15 protein-coding genes and 3 tRNA genes are annotated in these 18,344 nt (G+C 41.6%); 2 read left to right on the top strand and 16 right to left on the bottom strand.

The genetic code is table 11. The features are described from left to right. Positions 1 to 49: 49 nt before the first annotated feature. Entirely contained in the window at positions 50 to 982 is a 933-nt protein-coding gene (locus tag MAF46_RS05535; protein ID WP_060785757.1) for a DUF4862 family protein, read from the bottom strand. A gap of 538 nt (positions 983 to 1,520) precedes the next feature. Between MAF46_RS05535 and MAF46_RS05530 the strand changes: the two genes are divergently transcribed. After that, positions 1,521 to 2,711, top strand: a complete 1,191-nt coding sequence (locus MAF46_RS05530; protein WP_060785758.1) for a lipase family protein — start codon at positions 1,521 to 1,523, stop codon at positions 2,709 to 2,711. A gap of 604 nt (positions 2,712 to 3,315) precedes the next feature. Here the strand turns inward: MAF46_RS05530 and MAF46_RS05525 are convergent. The 8 genes from MAF46_RS05525 to MAF46_RS05490 all read right to left on the bottom strand — a co-directional run bounded on the left by MAF46_RS05525 (position 3,316) and on the right by MAF46_RS05490 (position 12,756). After that, complete coding sequence (locus tag MAF46_RS05525) at positions 3,316 to 3,633, bottom strand: hypothetical protein (protein ID WP_060785759.1); 318 nt, start codon at positions 3,631 to 3,633, stop codon at positions 3,316 to 3,318. Between the two features lie 185 nt (positions 3,634 to 3,818). Further along, positions 3,819 to 3,892: transfer RNA gene (locus tag MAF46_RS05520), tRNA-Gly, on the bottom strand. A 99-nt stretch (positions 3,893 to 3,991) separates the two neighbouring features. Next, positions 3,992 to 5,035, bottom strand: a complete 1,044-nt coding sequence (locus MAF46_RS05515) for a M48 family metalloprotease (protein WP_060785760.1) — start codon at positions 5,033 to 5,035, stop codon at positions 3,992 to 3,994. 185 nt (positions 5,036 to 5,220) lie between these two features. Continuing rightward, complete coding sequence (locus MAF46_RS05510) at positions 5,221 to 6,720, bottom strand: FAD-dependent oxidoreductase (RefSeq protein WP_032817632.1); 1,500 nt, start codon at positions 6,718 to 6,720, stop codon at positions 5,221 to 5,223. A 303-nt stretch (positions 6,721 to 7,023) separates the two neighbouring features. Beyond that, a complete protein-coding gene (locus MAF46_RS05505; RefSeq protein WP_020757052.1) occupies positions 7,024 to 9,411 on the bottom strand; it encodes a heavy metal translocating P-type ATPase in 2,388 nt (795 codons plus the stop codon). Positions 9,412 to 9,708: 297 nt separating this feature from the next. Continuing rightward, entirely contained in the window at positions 9,709 to 10,785 is a 1,077-nt protein-coding gene (locus MAF46_RS05500; RefSeq protein WP_020757051.1) for a restriction endonuclease subunit S, read from the bottom strand. Beyond that, positions 10,778 to 12,580, bottom strand: coding sequence for an HsdM family class I SAM-dependent methyltransferase (locus tag MAF46_RS05495; protein WP_060785761.1), 1,803 nt, complete (start codon positions 12,578 to 12,580; stop codon positions 10,778 to 10,780). The genes MAF46_RS05500 and MAF46_RS05495 overlap by 8 nt, the downstream gene beginning before the upstream one ends. After that, the gene (locus tag MAF46_RS05490; RefSeq protein ID WP_155640122.1) at positions 12,580 to 12,756 is read right to left on the bottom strand and encodes a ribbon-helix-helix protein, CopG family; all 177 of its coding nucleotides are present in this window, start codon (positions 12,754 to 12,756) and stop codon (positions 12,580 to 12,582) included. The genes MAF46_RS05495 and MAF46_RS05490 overlap by 1 nt, the downstream gene beginning before the upstream one ends. Before the next feature lie 134 nt (positions 12,757 to 12,890). Here MAF46_RS05490 and MAF46_RS05485 point away from each other — a divergent pair, with 134 nt between their 5' ends. After that, on the top strand, positions 12,891 to 13,070 hold the full coding sequence (locus MAF46_RS05485) for a hypothetical protein (RefSeq protein ID WP_230953885.1): 180 nt from the start codon (positions 12,891 to 12,893) through the stop codon (positions 13,068 to 13,070). 396 nt (positions 13,071 to 13,466) lie between these two features. On the opposite strand, the gene MAF46_RS05480 is transcribed toward MAF46_RS05485, so the two are convergent. The 7 genes from MAF46_RS05480 to MAF46_RS05450 form a co-directional block, all read right to left on the bottom strand. After that, positions 13,467 to 13,539: transfer RNA gene (locus tag MAF46_RS05480), tRNA-Ala, on the bottom strand. 32 nt (positions 13,540 to 13,571) lie between these two features. Beyond that, positions 13,572 to 13,645, bottom strand: a tRNA-Ile gene (locus tag MAF46_RS05475). Positions 13,646 to 13,742: 97 nt separating this feature from the next. Further along, the gene (locus tag MAF46_RS05470) at positions 13,743 to 14,222 is read right to left on the bottom strand and encodes a Dps family protein (RefSeq protein WP_004132408.1); all 480 of its coding nucleotides are present in this window, start codon (positions 14,220 to 14,222) and stop codon (positions 13,743 to 13,745) included. Between the two features lie 25 nt (positions 14,223 to 14,247). Next, positions 14,248 to 15,579, bottom strand: coding sequence for a hemolysin family protein (locus MAF46_RS05465; protein ID WP_060785762.1), 1,332 nt, complete (start codon positions 15,577 to 15,579; stop codon positions 14,248 to 14,250). 109 nt (positions 15,580 to 15,688) lie between these two features. Beyond that, on the bottom strand, positions 15,689 to 16,504 hold the full coding sequence (locus MAF46_RS05460) for a TIGR03943 family putative permease subunit (RefSeq protein ID WP_060785763.1): 816 nt from the start codon (positions 16,502 to 16,504) through the stop codon (positions 15,689 to 15,691). Continuing rightward, the gene (locus MAF46_RS05455; protein WP_004131225.1) at positions 16,501 to 17,643 is read right to left on the bottom strand and encodes a permease; all 1,143 of its coding nucleotides are present in this window, start codon (positions 17,641 to 17,643) and stop codon (positions 16,501 to 16,503) included. Before MAF46_RS05455 ends, MAF46_RS05460 begins: the two co-directional genes overlap by 4 nt. After that, positions 17,637 to 18,296, bottom strand: a complete 660-nt coding sequence (locus MAF46_RS05450) for a carbonic anhydrase (protein WP_004131224.1) — start codon at positions 18,294 to 18,296, stop codon at positions 17,637 to 17,639. The genes MAF46_RS05455 and MAF46_RS05450 overlap by 7 nt, the downstream gene beginning before the upstream one ends. Positions 18,297 to 18,344: the final 48 nt, after the last annotated feature.

Raw genomic sequence — 18,344 nt, 5'->3', positions numbered from 1 at the left:
TTTCTTGCGTTTGCGACCTTATTTTTACTGTTTACTCGACTTTACCTATTCACTCACCCTGCGCAGCGACCACAGCATCATGAATGCGCGCCAAATACCCCAAGCGCTCTTCAACGCTCGCGTCTTGCGGAACGCACACTTTTGCGCCCAAATAGTCGATTGCGTAATCGTCTTTTAGCGCCTCACGAGTGGTTTCTTGAATTTCTTTAGACGTCATTAACGAAGTCGGCTCATCTGGGTTCATTGGCAAGTGGCCATCAATCCACTCGTATCCGTATTGTGTTGCATCTGGACCAGCTCCCGAGAACATTAATCCTTGCAAAACGCCAGCTTGCCTTGCCGCACGCACGTGCTCCACTGCCGCTTGAGCATTTCGCTCTTCTACAACGCTTCTTCCCCAGTTGATTGTGATTCCAACTCCAGCATCTTTTGCAATTTGAATCTCTTCTTCTAGAGGCAGGAATCCTTTTTCTGGATTTTGGCTTTCAATATATCTATCGCAATGCTCAATCACCAACTTTGCTCCGCACCAATCGAGTTGCGCTAGTTCTTCTAACGACTTTTTCATTGCATCCGCTTGCGCTAAGCGAGTTGGAGCCGTGTGTATTTCTACATGAGATATATCGCAGCTATCTCTAATGTCTACAACGTTTGCGATTGCTTCGCGAATATCCTTAAAGAATGCGAGCGCGCGATGCCTGCCTTCTTCGCTTGGGCTTGCAAGTCCAAATTCTGGATCTGGGTCAAAGTTTATGTGACGCATTGTTCCTGGAATTGCCGTAATCGTGTTTGCATGCCAATGCGATGGTATTGCGCTTGCTAGCCACGCGCGATTTTTTGGATCTGCCAAATCTCCTGGGTATGGAATCTCCGTTCCATCAATCCAGCTTTGCTTGCCCAGCAAATCGTAGTATTTTTCTTGATCTTCGCGAGTTTTTGGCAACGATGCGTATGCGCCTACAACAAATTTAGCTTTCAGCATGATATCCTCCTTGAAATCGTAGCTGATTTGTATTCTGATTTGTCTTTCGACTTATCTTTCGATTTGTCTTTTGATTCGTAGATTACACCAATATCACTACAATTCGTCAGACGTCTGATAAATCTTTGTGCTTGCGACTAAATTGTTTTCAAACTAAAACCAGCCTAATGTCATAAAGTCATAATGTCATTAACGCAACAATTTTCACGTATTTTACGCTAATTAATGATGTATTTAATTGATTAATGATGTAGCATTGTTGTATAAGCTATATCAACGCAAGCGCGGATTTGAGCATATAAGAATACTTAGCAGCATCTAGGATTTTCTTAATCAAACTCATATCGTCAAAGTTGATTGCAGAGAGTTATTGAGGAAATTAAGTATTACTGTAATTGTAATTAAGCGAAGGTGCAGATTACACAACTTGCTATTTGTAGCTTTAAGCGTAAAACGCGCGAGCAAGATAATAAAAAGCAAAGGATTAATTCCAAAAACGAATTAATTCACAAAATAGATGACAAAAGTAGGAGGAATCATGAAGAAAAGCTTAAAACTAGTAGGCTTATCTGCAAGCCTTTGCCTTATGCTAAGCATGTTAAGTATTACTACACCAGCAATGGCGTATACTCAAAACGAACAACTTACAGAAGCACACACTCCTCTTACAGCGAAAACAGCTAAACAGATTTCAAATGGAGATATAAAGCTGGAGCTTCCTGGAGCTTTAGACATGGCTTTGTATCACAAAACGCCTCTCGACCCAAATGCTGATTTAGATGGCGACGGCTTAACTAATAGGCAAGAAATTTACACTTATACTAAAGACGGTAAAACTTATTATGGGTACAATTCTCACCCTATGATGAATGACACTGATGGCGATGGCATTCCAGATAATCAAGACAGCAATCCTCGCAGATGGGATATAAGCCCAAGAGATATGACGCTATTTTCTGAACTTTCTTATCGCGATGACAGTTATATAAACAAGGTTCTTGATTACACTAAACCACTTCATGACATTTATAAGAACCGCAATGAGTATCGTCTTATGCACAATGAGATAGCTCCATTCTGGAAAGTTAAAGAAACCTACCACAAGAGGGGCGGCTTTGACGCTGTCTTGTTTGAAAACGTAAGTCCATATCCGTTCTTAGAGCAAGGAACTGTTCAAGTTCTTGCAATTCGTGGAACTTCTCAATTCAATGATTATGACGATGATTTTGCAATAGCTGTGGGTCACAATCCAGATCAGGCTTACGATGTTGAACAGCTTATTGAGAGTTATGGTAGAGAAAACACTGTAAATAATCTATATATTACTGGCCATTCCCTTGGAGGCTATTTGGCACAACGAGCTTTGATTCGCGCAGACGGTAAAGGATATTCTTGGCTTAAGAAGATCTACACTTTCAACGCCCCTCAAATTTGGGGAAATATCTTCAACCGTTGGCTTCGCACTGCAGCAAACGCAGGGAATCGCCTGACTCGCGAAGGTTATGCCGTTCATTACAAAGTAGACAACGACAGAGTTATTCGTTCTGTGGGCAATTTTGCAGGAGCTATAAGTGTTGGCAATTCTGCAGAAGGTCATGGCTCTAGAAGCTACCTTGAACCGCGAATGAACAATTTCCCAGGGTTTACCGTAGGAACTAGAGGAGATATATCTGGTACTGGGCGTTGGATGGAAGAGCTTAATAATTTCTACAATGTTCGCACGTTCTAATTTATTGCTAATTGTTAATTAGTGATTTGTAATTAGCAATAGGCAACTAGTTCGCGTATTTGCTAACAATAAACTAAGCGCTGACTTACAAAGTATGTATTAATGCATAAATAAGTCAGCGCTTTTTATATTGATTGATCCAATATATTGATTAATCCAACTATTTTCTATGAGTGGTGCACTCACAAAGATTTTTATCTGGCGCGAGACCATTCTAGTGGAGAAAGAAAATCAGCCCACACTGAGAAAACTCGGGCGAGCTGAACTATTGTCCAACAGCTTAACATCCAAATAAGAACAATATAAAGCATTCTCCAATATGAAACTTTGCAATATTCACTCAAATGCATTGCATTCCCACAGCGCGCGATTATAAAACTTGTATACACAAAAATCGTATTTTTTGTACATTCAATGTGCAATTTTTTATACATCCAATGTACAAAAACTACGATTTATACATCTTTTGTCTAAATATCACACACAGAATTCAGACTGAAATCAACAAATCACAATCAAACCAAACACAACATATAACAAACATAGCCTTCTGAATTTTAATTAAACTCAGAAGGCTATTATTTTTAATAACTGTTTAATCTAGTTATGCTACATAGCTATCTTTTTTACTTTTAAAGATGGTTATAGCTGCAATGCTTACAACAAGAACAGCAAGAACAATCAATGGCGCCGCAAAATAATTTGTGTAGAATTCACGCACATCAACATCTACGGAATTGATAGTCGCAGCATAAGTTGCCCAAGACAATACGCCTAATACAACATCAACAATCGCATATACATATGCGTTTTTATACAACTCTTTAGCTGATTTGCTGCTTTTAACCCAAAGCATTACAGACAAAACCAAGCCTATTAACATTGATATAACAGCAACAAGTGCAAACAACATATCTAACATAAAAAAAACCTCCTGCCCAATTAAATCCTCTTCCATAGAGGATTTAATACGATTTTAATTTAACTAAGATTTTCGTGTCAATATTAAAAAAAAAATTATAGAATTTTGCACATTGTTTTCACATTTAGCGTATTTTTAAGACATAAAAACAAGCCACAAACGTTGATATATCAACGTTTTTTAATTGGAGCGGACAACGGGAATCGAACCCGCCTCTGAAGCTTGGGAAGCTTCCATTCTACCGATGAACTATGTCCGCATGCTCGGTTGCTTGCGACTAATCCTTACCGATAATCTGCCTGCAAACAAGCAAATAAGCGCTCAAGAATCAATCTAAAAAGCAAACCATCTAAGAATATCACGCTCCGCTAACTGCTACAACTCCGTCAGAAACACCTTTGCCGTATTCAACATTGTATTTAGCGCCATTCTTAAAACGAAACACGCTATCGCTATCATGCTCAATATGATCGATTTCTCCACGCACATCTTCTTGCACAAGACTTTCCATCTTACTAGACATAAGCATTAAAGAGTCGACTCGCTTGTTAACATCTGGCTGCCTAGAAAACAGCTTTAAAAGCTTGGAATCGTAGTTTGCAAACGGATTTACAATCATAAGTGAAGCAATAGCTTGCACTCCCGAATGCAAATCCATCTTATGCATCTTAACTCCGTAGGAAATTTTGTTTAGCGCAGAAGCCAAAGCCGCGGGGTCGCCAGTAAGCATGCTTGCACTTCGATCTGCATCCAGCTCGCGCGCTCTAGAAATCGCAAGCTTAACAAATAGAGAACCAAGCGGCACAAAAATGGCACTTAAAACCTTGCCAATAACTTTTAGTACAGGGCAACGCCTTTTAGCAGATTTTGCACACTCACTTCCCGAATACATAAGCACGTACCCAAAATACGTGATAACTGTTGCTATTGCAGATGCAACCGTTGAATTCAAAATATCGTGATTGTAAACATGAATAAGCTCGTGGCTTACAACGCCACGCAACTCGCGCTCGTTTAGAATATTCAAAAGACCACGAGTGCAGCAAATTGTTGCGTGACGTTCGCTTCTACCAATTGCAAAAATATTCGGACTATCTGTTGGAGCAACATAAATGTGCGGCATAGGCTTTTCGATTTGCGCAGAAATCTCGCGAACAATGCCATATAAAACAGGTTCTTCGTTCTCGCTAATTTCGCTAGCACGCATAATGCGAGTGGCAACTTTTCCAGAAAGCCAATAAGCACATAAGCTTAAAATTATTGCAATAATTGCAAACCAAACAAGCATCGACAAACGCAATCCAGCAACAATCCACAGCAAAGCAGCAAATAGCCATATTAGAGAAAACAACAATACTGTTTTCAAATTATTGAAATAGCGCATACCCATGTTGCCAAACATGATTTTGATTCTAATAATCGCAACTGTAATTTTGCTGAATGAAAACTGTATATTTAATGTTTATGATTTAACACACTTAAAACAGGTGAATAAATGTTGAAAAGTGGCCACTTTCTGCGCAATTTGGCTACAGTTTAATGGCCACTAATCAATGCGTACTAATCAATGCGTAAACTTAATATAAACTATTGTTTAATTTCCGCTATATCCATAAGCATTTGTTTAGATACGACTTTCTTGCGAGCGCGATTTTCCGCTAATCCAGATTCCACCTCGAAAGCATCAATCCTCTTCCACCCTTCAAAATCAACCACTTTGACTCCTCTAGATTCAAGAAGATTTTCAATAGACTTAGGGTCTCTATCTGTTGCCAATCTTCCAGGAAGTGCAGGAATCTCAGGAAGCGCGCTTTCACATTCTTCGGTCGAACTTTTTGCTAAGTCTTCCAGCATATTTTCAACGACTTGCAAAGCATCCGACTTTGTAGAACCAATCAACCCGACTGGCCCTCGCTTAGCCCAACCAGTTGCATACAATCGTGGGCAAACAACCCCATTTTGCGCAGAAGTTAAAATCCTGCCATCGTTGTTTGCAAGAAGTGCGCGAGAAGAATCGTAAGCAACTCCACTAACTTGCGCAGGCTTATATCCAATCGCATGGTAAACTGCCTGAACTGGATATTCTTCAAACTCGCCAGTGCAAGTCATTTTGCCATCCGCGCTTGTAGCCGTGCGCTCTACACGAATCGCAACAACCTGCCCATTTTCTCCCAGAATCTCAACTGGATTTGCGTTAAAGTGAATAACGTAGCGCTTATTTGCAGGATTGCCTTCAAAGTCAACGTTTCCGCCGTCTTGCATATCTTCACTCAAATCGCGTATAGCAAAAAGCTCTTCTACCATTTGGCGAGTCAATTTGTCTTTTCCAGCAACATCAATTGTTTCGTCGTCCAGGTCAAAATCGCTTTCGTTTACAACTATTTGCACACCAGAAAGCTTTTCCATCTCGCGCAATTCTTGCACAGAGAATTTAGCTTGTGCAACGCCTCGTCGAATAAACAAGTGAAGTGTTTTAGCCTGATTTTTAAGCAAACCATTGTAAACATCGTCGGAAATATCCGTGTGCTCTCTAAGATAATCCGCATCTCGCAAAAGCTCGCGCGCAACATCCATAGCAACATTTCCGCCGCCGATAACAGCCACTTCGCTTGCATCAAGCGGCCACGTACGCTCGCTGGTAGGATATCCGTCGTACCATTCCACAAACTTTGCAGCGCCATAAACGCCATTTAACGATGCTCCCGGAATACTAATCAGCTTATCTTCTACAGCGCCCGTAGCAAAAAGAATTGCGTCATAGCGCGGCAACAAATCTTCTAGTGTAATATCTTTGCCAAATTCAACATTCGCATACAAGTGAATATTTGGATTATCAAGCGTTTTAGCCAAAGCATCTGCAATGAATTTTATACTCGGATGGTCTGGAGCAACGCCATATCGAACCAGCCCAAATGGCACTGGTAGCTTTTCGAATAAATCGATTCTAGCTGCCGTACCTAAGCCCATTTCGTCGCCTAGTTTTTTAAGCTGACGAAGGAAAATATCTGACGAATAGATTCCAGCAGGCCCCGCGCCAATAACTGCGATTCGCAATTCGTGCGAATCCGCATCATAATTCATTTCCATAAATTTTCCCATGTTGTTATTCAAATTTTGTTATTCAAATTTTGTTATGTTAAAACATTACATTTTGCGTGTTTCGAGCATTCTTAAGCCTAATCTTTTTGAAGATTTAAATAAAATCGCTGGCTTTTATGCTCCACTACTTAGACTAGCGCCTTGGTTCATTCAAGAAAAGAGCAAAGTGAATATTGTCACTTATACACATTTATTGTTTATACACACTTGTACTTATCCACATATTCGCATTTACACATATAAACTCTTGATACTTATGCACATATTCGCATTACGCTTATACGCGCAAAATCACGCGCGCTTCCCTTTCAACGCTGTTAGCGCCCATAAAATTGACACAACATCAATCATCTCTTGCATCATAGCTCCAAGAACGGCAGGAATCAGCCCAAAAGCAGCCGCAATCATGCTTATAACAGCCAAACCAATTCCCAGCATAACCGCCTGAACCATAACTCGCTTCGTGTGTTTTGCAACGATTACAGCGTTTGCTACAGCATAAATGTTGTTGTTCATAATAACAACTTGCGCGCACTCCGAAGCTGCTGTATCTGTGCCATCTGTTAAAGCCACGCCAATGTTTGCTGCAGCCAAAACTGGGGCATCGTTTACGCCATCTCCAACCATCATTGTTACGCGCTTATCTTTTTTCTTATGCATAAATCTGCTAAATATGCCAAAACTGCCAAATCTGCCGCAATCTTCTTCGCTTTTATAACCGTTATAGTGCTGTTTTATGCACTCAAGCTTATCTTGTGGCAGCAAATTAGCCTTTACTCGCTCAATACCAACGCTTTTTGCTATTGTTTGAGCAGCCTGCAAGCCGTCTCCTGTGAGCATGCTTATTGAACGAACGCCAAGCTCCTTTAGCTTTTGGATCGTTGATTTTGCATTTTCTCGAGGCACATCTTTTAGAACAATTCGCCCAACAAGTTTGCCATCAAAAGAAACGTATGTTGCCATTTCGTCGGCAGAAAGCTCTTCAAAATTGATTTCTATTTTTGATACATTTTCTACATTTTTTGCATCTTCTGCATTTTCTATATTTTCTACATTTGCGCGTGTGTCTTTATCTTCGGCTGCTTGCGACTTTTCCTCGAGGCAGCCAGCTGGCACATTCAAAACGTAGCTTTTTCGCCCAACTCTAACGTTTACGCCATCCACACTTGCACATATACCCTGCCCAGCAGTTTCTTTAACACCGCTTATAACTGGATATTCGCGAACGCTTGGAAGTTGCGGAACGGCAGACGGATGCGTGTTTTGCCAAAGATCTGCTCCAGCTTTTGCAATTCCTCCTGCAAGAATGTGCTGCGAGTATGTTTCCAAAACGCCTGCAAACATTAGTATTCTATTTTGCAACTCGCTATTTTCTTGATTTTCCTGATTTTCGCTATCTTTATGATTCGCTAAATCCACTCTAACAACTTGAGGCTGCTTAACAGTAAGCGTTCCTGTTTTGTCGAAGAAAACATCACTTACACAACTTAATTGCTCTAAAACATCCTGACTTTTTACAACAATCCCAAGCTTTGCAAGTCTTCCTGTTCCTGCCATAAATGCCACTGGCACGGCGATTAATAGCGGGCAAGGCGTAGCTAGCACCAACACTTGCGCAAATCTTAAAGCCTGACCAGATACAGCCCAAGCGCTAAATGCGATCACAAAAGAAAGCACCGTAAATGGAACGGAAAGCATATCCGCAAATCGAACTACAGCTGCCTTGGAGCTTCTTGCAGATTCAACCAACTTCATGATTTTTTGATATTGCGAATTTTGCGATAACTTAGTTACGCGCATAATCAACACAACGCCGCCATTTACGCATCCAGACAACACTTGCGCGCCAGCAAACACTTCGCGCGGAAGTGACTCGCCATTTATTGCGCTTGTGTCTAAAACCGCAGAACCACTTAAAAGCTCACCGTCTACAGGAACTGTTTCTCCTGGAAGAACAACTATTACATTGCCTATTTTTAGATCTTCAACTGGAACTGTCTTGTATCTTTGTAATTGGCTAGAAGACTTTACCTCTTGCAATATTGGGCATTCTTTAGAGCTATTGTGACATTTTTTGCATGAGTCACAATTAGTAAAATCTTGAGGTTCTTGCGATTCCTCTAGCGAAGATTCATCGCTTACTTTTCTAAAATGATTATGATCAAGCAGAGCACATTGCTCACAAGATTCACCGCACACTATTCCAGGAAGTGTCATTAAATGCGCGGTTTGAGGAGACGCATTTACTAAAAGCGACAAATTTTTTTGCGCTGCATCTTGCGCAAAGTCTTCGATTGCGCCGCCTGTAAACACCATTACAACAATCAAATAACTTGCCCAAAATTCGCCTATACAAAGCGTTGCGAGCAATGCCACAAACGCAAGCAAGTCAATTCCAAGCGTGCCATGCGCCAAATCATCAATCATACTTAAAAGCGACTTAGCACATGTGTATAAAACTAAACATGTTATTATACTTTGCCCGATTGTAAGGCTTATTTGCGCATTAAAATCAACGTTTATTAACGAAAGTAGGTGATTTAACTCTTTGCTTATAACTTTGCAAAAATCGAGTATAAAAGTCAAATTGCTAGAATAAAACGCCGCAATAAACGGGAACAAAACTAAAACAATTACTAATTGAGGAGCACGACGGCAATACGCTAAAAGTTTACGCATACACTTTCCTTACGCTGATCAGGTTAACCGCGCAAAACGCTGCTAACACACGATTTCACGCCTTGTTAACCCATTGAGCAGCTATTTATAACAGCAAACTCAATACACGGCGTAAGAGGTTATATTGACTTAACAAATTCAGTTTATCAAACGGCCTTGATGAGAAGCATTCTCACATAACAAGACGCGCGCAAGCACAAGGAGCACGCACAAAAGAATACGGTAGTGTGAGGAGTAGCGATAGTAGGCAACGGCTAGATTATTGTCATTCTACTTAAACTTCTTTCTATTTGGCACCTAATAATTCACCTCCCTCAATTCTTTCATTGATTTCTTGCTTTGCGTTAATACAGCTTCCATGCGCGAATTCATATATGCCCAATCAGGACACCCCGCCTTATCAACAGGAAGAGACACATACAGCTGCGATACTTTATTCCACACACATTTATCTTCATAGCTAAAATGCTCCTTGATTGAACGTTCAATCACTGTGGAAAGGAACATCAACGTATACTCAGATTGAATATCTGCAAATGGCTTAATCAAGTATGCGTCCCACAAAGCGCCTGTCTTCTGAGGCTGCGCATAAACATCGCCTGTAGCTATTGCTCCATTCTGCACAATGTCTATTGTCATTTCAGCGGTCTCAAAGTCTGATTCACGCCCGTAATACATAATGCCGTTATTGCCATGTTTAGCGTTTACCAGAGGTAGATTAAACTCTCTGGTCTGTTCCTCTGAAACATCTAACGTCTTGTTGAAGTCAGGGTTCTTGATATTCAACTGTAACTTCTCGAACAAGTCTCCAATCTTAAACGGCAGCCAACTAGATACATCAACCGCAGACTTCTCTTCCTTGGCAAGCCTTAGATTGCCAAGGCAAGCCTTAGATTCGTTCATGACATTCTGCATGAACGAATCCATATAAGCCCAATCAGGGCTACCTGATTTATCCGCAGGCAATTTGATATGTTCTTCAACAATTGTTTGCGAATTTAGCTGGTCAATATACGAATATCTTGTCAGCGAGGCTCGTATAGCTGCCGCAATAAACAATCCTGTTAATTCAGTCAGCTTATCGCTATACAAAAGCAAAATTGCTGACCCAGCACCACCTCTACCAAGGAAATCTTTCGCTTGATAGAATGCAGACCCATCTAATGGGCTAACCGTAATACAGTTTCCGGCATCCAATGCTTCATTATCTTTTGGTTCACAATATTTCACTACACCGTTATTGAAATTCCCAGATGCCACAAATGGAACATTACCATCAGAGTATGCTGCTTGACTTCTAGCAACAGGTCGTTTCACCTCAAACAATTCCCCAATGGCAAATGGCTTCCACTTACTCGTATCAATCCTATTCATTCTTCTCACCGCCCTTCTTCAGAGCAATATTCACGCTCGCATCATCTGCGCTCACTATGCTCGAATACATTGCTGTTTCAAGCAGCTTCTCTCCGAAAGTCTTAGCATCGATTCCTTCCTTGAACATGAGATAGTCCATAGCGGTTTTCTTGAAGTCTTCTTCAAAAATCGCAAAAGGCTTCTGTGGAACCTGATACGACAGGTGCTCGTCAGACTTGACCCACTGGCATGTGTCGTCACCTGACTGCTTCTCGACCACATCGACCCAGTAGTCCTCGATAGCAGCCCATTTGCTGTGCACATCATGGCGGCCTTTGTTCTTGACTGTCGCAAGCCCATCGGACTCCATATAACAAGCGAAAATGTCCTTGGCGTCTTGTCCGATACCAGTCTCAAACACAAAAATGCTCGTAGTGATGCCCACTCCAAAAAACAGGTCTTCAGGAAGCTTGATTACCTTCTTCAGGCGATGATGTGAAAGGATTCGCTTCATCTGAGCCTTTGAAGCCTTTTCAAGCTTCTTATCTGGAAGGATGAACGCGCAGGCTGTATGGGCAGGCACGCCGTCAAGAACATTCTCGACAATCTTCATGCAGCCGTACTTATTCTCATACGGCGGATTCATCAGAACTTTCGTGATTTCCTGTTTGCCAATCCACTCGGCAGCCTTTTCCGTTCTAGCATCCAGCTGTTCGAGATTTGTCTTTCCATCCTTATGAATCAACATGTTTGCGCAGGCAAGGGCATAAATCTCGCGGTCAAATTCGATACCGTATAGCTGATGTTTCTTGATTTCCTTTGCCTTATTGGTCTGTGAGCCACCTGACTCCTGAATCATATTTGCCATCGCCTTGACCAAAAATCCGCCGCTGCCACACGTTGCGTCCAAAATACGGTCATCCTTGTTCACCTCAAGGATGCGATACATGAAGTCGGTGATGTGCTCAGGTGTGAAAATCTGCCCCGACTCCGACTTCTTCTTATAACGGTTGAACTCATTGAAGAAGATGCCCATAACATCCTCTCCGCGCCATTCACTAGAATTGACGCACTCAGAAATCTCAACTACCCAATCAATGAAATCATTGATTGCCTTCTGATTGTCCGTCGTGTTCATCTTGATGTCGGAATACTCCTCCAGCAAGATGTCAATCTTCGTGTTCTGGTTGCGGCTGCTCTCAAGCGATTTCGACAGAACCGAATGAATCGCCGTATGAAACGTCTGATAGCCCATATCCTTAAGCCTCTTCAGTCCAGCACCGTAACGCTCAGCAACCAGCGCACAAGCTGTGAAAATCATGCGATGATACAGGTTCTTGATGCCAAACTCGAAGTGCAGGCAGTTGTTAATCTTTGCTGTCAGAGTGTAGATACGTTCCTTATCAATGTTATCGACGTTGAAGAGTGAAACGTAATACTCTACGTTATGCAGAACATTGCTGCCCTGTGCCTTGTACTCTTTCTCACCCTTGAACACGCGCGTATCGTCGCCATTGTAGAGAACACCTACAACATGCTCGTATTTCTCCTCGATGATACGGATGTTTTTCAGAACCTCATCAACCTGTGCCTTGCCGAGACTAATCTTGCTTGCCTTAGTTTCAAGCACAACGGCTGTATCTGCATGATTGTCTGGCAGATACCATCCATCTGGCTTGTCTGATACACCCAAAAAACCAAGTTGATTGAATGTCGTCAACTGACCAACGCCAGACTTCACGCCTGCTTTATCTTTGAACCCGAGGATATTACGAGCAATATCACGTACCTCATCCTCAGTTAAATTCTTTGCCATTACCCCTCAGCCTCCTCTGCATTTTTCTCAATCCACTCACGCAGCATTGCTGAGATAGATTTCTCCCTCTTGGCTGCAATGATTTTCAATCTCTTCTTATCCTCTGCCGTCACAGAGAGCGTCAGCTTCGTTCGCCTGACGTCTCCTGAGGGCTTCTTTTCGTCTTTCTTATTCATATAAAGCTCTCCTGTGTACGTATTCCCGTAATTACGTATTATTGTACAACATTTCACCAGATAAATCAACCTTTTTCGTATCCAGCAAGACCGTCTGAAGACGGTCGAGATTGCACGAAACAAAGGAGGATTTCATGGATTTCAACGATTACATCAAGACCTACGAAGACCTATCAAGGCAGGTGGGCGGCATGGTTCTCGCCAACGAGATTGCAAGCCGTCCGCTAAAGCTGATAACCGGCGATTTGGAGGACGAGATATTCCAATACTTCATCATCTCCGCCCTCCGATTTCCTGCTAGAGCACACCAATGAGGTAGTCTTCCAGAACAAGGAACTAGACCTGTACATCTGGGTTCATAACATAGCTGGCACAGCATTTTTCTAAATCCCTATAAGAAAAAATCGCATAACACAGATAAGAGAGGAGTGTATATATAAAATTTCCTATATGAGGTTTATTTTTACTGTGTTGACTGTGTCATAGACTTGAATCCCTTGACTATCAACAAAATCTCTGACACAGCATCAAAAACGTTCTTATCAACGATCTATACAAGGTATCAAATCCCCTCATAAATGAGCTGACACTTTGACACAGCTGCTGTGTCAAGAATCACACATGAACAAAAATCAGGGTTATAGGCCGAACGCTACACAGAGCGATTGTACAAAAAAGGGCTTCTAGCGATTGGCTAGAAACCCTATTTGTGGAGCTAAGGAGACTCGAACTCCTGACCCTCTGCTTGCAAAGCAGATGCGCTACCAGCTGCGCCATAGCCCCATTGGAGAAAAAGAACAAGATGTTCAATTTCGTGGGCCCGGGAGGACTTGAACCTCCGACCTCATCCTTATCAGGGATGCGCTCTAACCACCTGAGCTACGGGCCCAACTTGTATGTTGAAAACATACAAGTAGTTAGATTAGCACAGACACAGAAAATGTCAAATAGCAAATCTAAGCGTGTCGCAAAATTATTCTACAAAATTATTCTAAATGGCTACGCATAAACCACTGGAACTTTTCAAGCTGCTGAACATGGTCTTGAATAATATTCGAGCTAACAATATCAAGATTATCAAGCTGTGCAATGGCATTTCTATCGTCCGCAATCATATCGTTGTAATACTCAATTAATGCTTGCAAATATTCTTTAGTGGATTTTCTGCCACTAAGAGAAAAGCGCTTCCATGTGCGCGATGCAACAATATCGTCCGCGCGACCCGATGGCGAGCCTCCAAGCGTTGCAATTCGCTCAGCTGTCTCATCTGCTTGAGCCAAAACTTCACTAACTTGAGGGTCAAGCATTTCGTGAACTGCAATAAAGTCTGGACCCGTAACATTCCAATGCGCATGCTTTAAGACTAAAGCAGCTTCCTGCTCGTGGCTTAAACGATTTTGTAAAACCGCAATAGCTTTTTCGCTAGAAACTTCGTCTAAACCTGGCACAATATGCATTAAAGCCATAGTATCCTCCATTTTTTGTTTTTTATTAATTTTTGTTATTGATTTTGTTCAAATCTTTATTTTGCTCTGTTTTTCTAACTTCAATCGTAGCAATTCTACGACCATCCACTTCTGCAACAGTCATATCGTAGCCATCCGCATCGTGCAAAACAGCGCCAACCTTACCCATCGAGCCTGTGCGAGCCAGAAAATACCCTGCAACCGTTTCGTAAGGGCCATCTTCCAATTCGATTCCAGTAACGTCTGCAAAGTCTTCAATCGTCATTCCGCCATCAACAGTAGCTACTCCGTTTACAAACGCTGTAGACTTGCTATCGCGGCTTAAATCCGACTCATCTGGCAAGTCGTACTCGTCTCGAATATCTCCAACAAGCTCCTCGGTCATGTCTTCAAGAGTTACAATGCCATCCGTTCCACCATACTCGTCAATAACAACCGCAAGATGAACCCCTCGCTTTCTAAGAAGCTCAAGACTTGGGAGCAACTTAGACGTTCCAGGAAGACTTATTCCCTCTCTAGTTACGTCTGCTACTGTTTTTGCGTTTGGATCTTTAACATCCAGCAAATCTCGAACGTGAACAAATCCAATAACATCATCAAAATCCTTGCCTGTTACTGGGTACCTAGAGTACGGAAGCTCGCGAATCTTTGCAGCAGCATCTTCTAGACTTAGTGAGCCATCCAAAAACTCAACGTCTGCACGAGGACGCATGACTTCTGCAACAATCGTCTCGGAAGCGTCAAAAACATCGTCTAAAATCGTGCGCTCATCTTGACTAAGTTTTTTATTGGAATTAACTAAAACGCGCAACTCTTCGTCGGAAACTTCACTTTCTTTTTCGTTTGGATCGAACCCAAGAAGGCGCACAAAACCGTTGGTATTCTTAGCAATCAACCATATTAGGGGCTTGCATATTTTAGAGAACACGTCTACTGCAGGAACAACAGTCCTTGCGATTTGCTCCGATCGCTGCATTGCGATTCTTTTTGGAACAAGCTCAGAAATTACGATTGAAAAATACGATATTATAAGCGTTAAAACAATAGTCGTAAGCGGGCCTGCTACATGTTTTGAAACACCCCAAGACTCCACTAATGGCACAACATGAGGTGCTATTGCAGATTCGCCAAAAGATGCCGAAAGAAAACCCGAAAGCGTAACTCCGATTTGAAGAGTGGAAAGAAAAGTGTTTGGATCGCGGGCGATTTTTGCTACGCGCGCTCCTCGCGCATCCTGTGATTCCATGCGATCCAGCTGCGACGATCGCAAGTTAACAAGCGCAAGTTCGGTTGCTGCAAATATGGAACCAAACAAAAGGAACACAACAATGAGTGCAATGTTAAAACCCAACGACATACTTGCTATCTTAGTTGAATTTAGCTCATATAAAAAGTGCATATAAAAGCAATGTTAATAATGTTGATAATATGCGGACAATATGCGGACAATAAACAAATACGCGCAATCAAGTTCTATAGAAATACCCCGAAGGCGCTTTATTCAAAACGCTAGCAGATTCAACTTTAAGAACAATTCCATCTTGCGAATAACCTTTTAGCCCAACTTTTCCAAGCTCTATTTTGGCTTTAACAACAACCCATTGATGATGCTCAAATCGCATATTTTTGGGCATTTGTGCAACAAAACCAAACGGAGACATATCTAAAATGCAACAAGACATAAACTGTCTAGATATGCGAACTTGATCTTTAGAAAGCGTAGATTCTTTGCTTATGAACCCTTTTACAACAATCGTATAATCTTTGTATTTATCAAAATTATGGTCAATTTCGTTGTACCAATTGCCAAAATCATCGTCTGCAACAACAATTTTTTTATTAACTACATCTAATCCGCTTAAATTTTTTTTATTATTTTTACGATTAGACGCGATTGGTATTGCGCGACCAGATGCATATTCGTCAAAGCCTGCCGACTTTGCAAAACCGCCAGCAAGAGACGATTGCGACATTTGAAGTGGAATCAAAATAATAAGCATTGGAGCTACGATTGAAACCATTATTTTTTTGCAATCTTTAGCATGTGCAGGGAAAAGTCCAAAAAGTGAGCAAATTCCCAAAACCAAAAGCAAAATCGCAGCAAAAATAAGATAAGCAAACGCGCGCGGAGTAGTCAAAATTGCATAAGATCCACTTAGAGCACTGTGCATTAAAGTTGCAGAAAAACAAAATAAACACAATGCTTGAATAATGCTTGCAAATGTTATTTTTTTAGACAATTTTGCAGAATTTGCGGAATTTGCGGAATTTATATCACTCACAGCATTACTCCCCACGCAAAATGAACAATAAGCGCAGCAAACAAACAGAACACAACAATCGTTGCAATTAAGCGCAAAACAAAGCTAGTTTTGCAATCTTCAACAAGCATAAGCGTATTTTTTATGTCTAGCATTGGCCCAAAAAGCAGAAAAACAATTACTGAACTCATTGGAAGCGAGGAGGCCAAAGAGCGCGCGATTACAGCGTCGGAACTGGAGCAAAGTGAGCTTGCATACGCTATTAACATCATTGCTGGAATTGCCACAAAAACAATTGTTGTATTAACTTTTGATGCAGGATCTGCACCAAGCCAAACGCGAATAATCGAAGCAACTATCGTTCCAAACAAAATTATTGGCATTAGTCGCATAAAATCTGAATAAATGTGATGTGCGTAAGTTTTCAAACTATTTTTAATACCAGACTTAAAGCTGGAAGAATTTTTATACGAAGAATGGCCACTTTGCGACTTATTGCAGCCGCCGCAATACGCACAATCCGCACAATCCGCACAATCAGCGCGAACTTTTTCCAATACATTTTGCCTTAAAACTTGCGACTTTACAGGAAAAATCACAAAGCTAACACCCACTAAAAGAGCCACACCAACGCCCAAAGCCACTCGAGTTACAGCAACTGCTTGAACATCCGCAAACGCGTACCAAGTAGCCCAAATAGAAACAGGATTTACCACTGGCACAGCGCACAAAAACGTTACAGCACAAGGCAAAGGCAGCTTTCGCGCAACAAGACGAGAAAAAGTTGGAACAACAACGCAATCGCAAACAGGAACGCACACACCTGCAAGAATCGCAGCTAAAAAGCCGTTTGCAATAGACTTTGGAGCGTGTTTTTCAATAAAATCTTCCGTAACCCACGTTTCTACAGCAGCAGAAACAAGAACACCAATCAACGTAAACGGAACAGCTTGCAAAAGTAAACCAGAAACACCCCTAATAACAGTGTTTACAGGCAACCACGGGTTACGCGCTTGCAAAGCTGGAAGCATTGCAATAATCAAGGAAATAAAAGGAATCCCTATAATCAAATATAGATAGTTTGCAGAATTTGCTTGTTTTGCTTTACTTGCTTTTTCTACTTGGCTCGTTGTTTTTGCTTCGGTTTCTGTTTTTAGCATGACAACACTTCCACCAAGCCGTCACTCATTCGATACCTTGCTCCAACAAGCATCAAAGCGTCTTTGAAAACAGCTTCGCGAATTATTTGTGATTTTTCGCAAATTTCAGCCAAAATATTAGACACGTGAATACGTTCAATATCATCTGTATCCAAATTTTCCTCAACACCTGCGAGCGCAGCATGCCCTAAAGAACGCAGCAATATTGACTCGCTCGACTCAATTATTTCGCTTGTTTTATCTTCGCCGCATTCAGAAACCAGCTTTTGCACATTCGGCAAAACAGTCTGCACAGCGCCGCAATGCTCATGCCCAAGCACAGCCAACACTTTTACTCCCAAATCACTTACAGCATATTCTAGCGAAGCTATTACGGCATCATCCAACACTTCTCCAGCTGTGCGAACAGAAAAAATATCGCCCAAACCAGCGTCAAATATAAATTCTGGAGCAACTCGCGAATCTGCGCACGAAAGCACAACAGCTCCAGGATGCTGACCGTCAATAAGTTTCATGCGCGATTCTGAATTTACGCCTGCATGCGCTGAATTGCCGTCTGCAAATTTGCGATTCCCCGCAAGCATTGCGCTTAATACCGATGTAGCTAAAACTGAATCTTCATTAGCAAAATCTTCGCTGACTTCTTTTTGCATTATTACCTCCTACACTGGCATTGGCAATATTTTCAGTTGCTTAAGTTT

This window comes from Gardnerella pickettii (assembly GCF_029226345.1).
Lineage (GTDB): Bacteria > Actinomycetota > Actinomycetes > Actinomycetales > Bifidobacteriaceae > Bifidobacterium > Bifidobacterium piotii.
Note: the sequence above shows the minus strand (reverse complement) of the source record. Positions and strands in the feature narration are given on the sequence as shown.

Coding starts and splice junctions, on each gene's coding strand:
- MAF46_RS05535 (WP_060785757.1), bottom strand. CDS start 982: ATGCTGAAAGCTAAATTTGTTGTAGGCGCATACGCATCGTTGCCAAAA.
- MAF46_RS05530 (WP_060785758.1), top strand. CDS start 1,521: ATGAAGAAAAGCTTAAAACTAGTAGGCTTATCTGCAAGCCTTTGCCTT.
- MAF46_RS05525 (WP_060785759.1), bottom strand. CDS start 3,633: ATGTTAGATATGTTGTTTGCACTTGTTGCTGTTATATCAATGTTAATA.
- MAF46_RS05515 (WP_060785760.1), bottom strand. CDS start 5,035: ATGTTTGGCAACATGGGTATGCGCTATTTCAATAATTTGAAAACAGTA.
- MAF46_RS05510 (WP_032817632.1), bottom strand. CDS start 6,720: ATGGAAATGAATTATGATGCGGATTCGCACGAATTGCGAATCGCAGTT.
- MAF46_RS05505 (WP_020757052.1), bottom strand. CDS start 9,411: ATGCGTAAACTTTTAGCGTATTGCCGTCGTGCTCCTCAATTAGTAATT.
- MAF46_RS05500 (WP_020757051.1), bottom strand. CDS start 10,785: ATGAATAGGATTGATACGAGTAAGTGGAAGCCATTTGCCATTGGGGAA.
- MAF46_RS05495 (WP_060785761.1), bottom strand. CDS start 12,580: ATGGCAAAGAATTTAACTGAGGATGAGGTACGTGATATTGCTCGTAAT.
- MAF46_RS05490 (WP_155640122.1), bottom strand. CDS start 12,756: ATGAATAAGAAAGACGAAAAGAAGCCCTCAGGAGACGTCAGGCGAACG.
- MAF46_RS05485 (WP_230953885.1), top strand. CDS start 12,891: ATGGATTTCAACGATTACATCAAGACCTACGAAGACCTATCAAGGCAG.
- MAF46_RS05470 (WP_004132408.1), bottom strand. CDS start 14,222: ATGGCTTTAATGCATATTGTGCCAGGTTTAGACGAAGTTTCTAGCGAA.
- MAF46_RS05465 (WP_060785762.1), bottom strand. CDS start 15,579: ATGTCGTTGGGTTTTAACATTGCACTCATTGTTGTGTTCCTTTTGTTT.
- MAF46_RS05455 (WP_004131225.1), bottom strand. CDS start 17,643: ATGCTAAAAACAGAAACCGAAGCAAAAACAACGAGCCAAGTAGAAAAA.
- MAF46_RS05450 (WP_004131224.1), bottom strand. CDS start 18,296: ATGCAAAAAGAAGTCAGCGAAGATTTTGCTAATGAAGATTCAGTTTTA.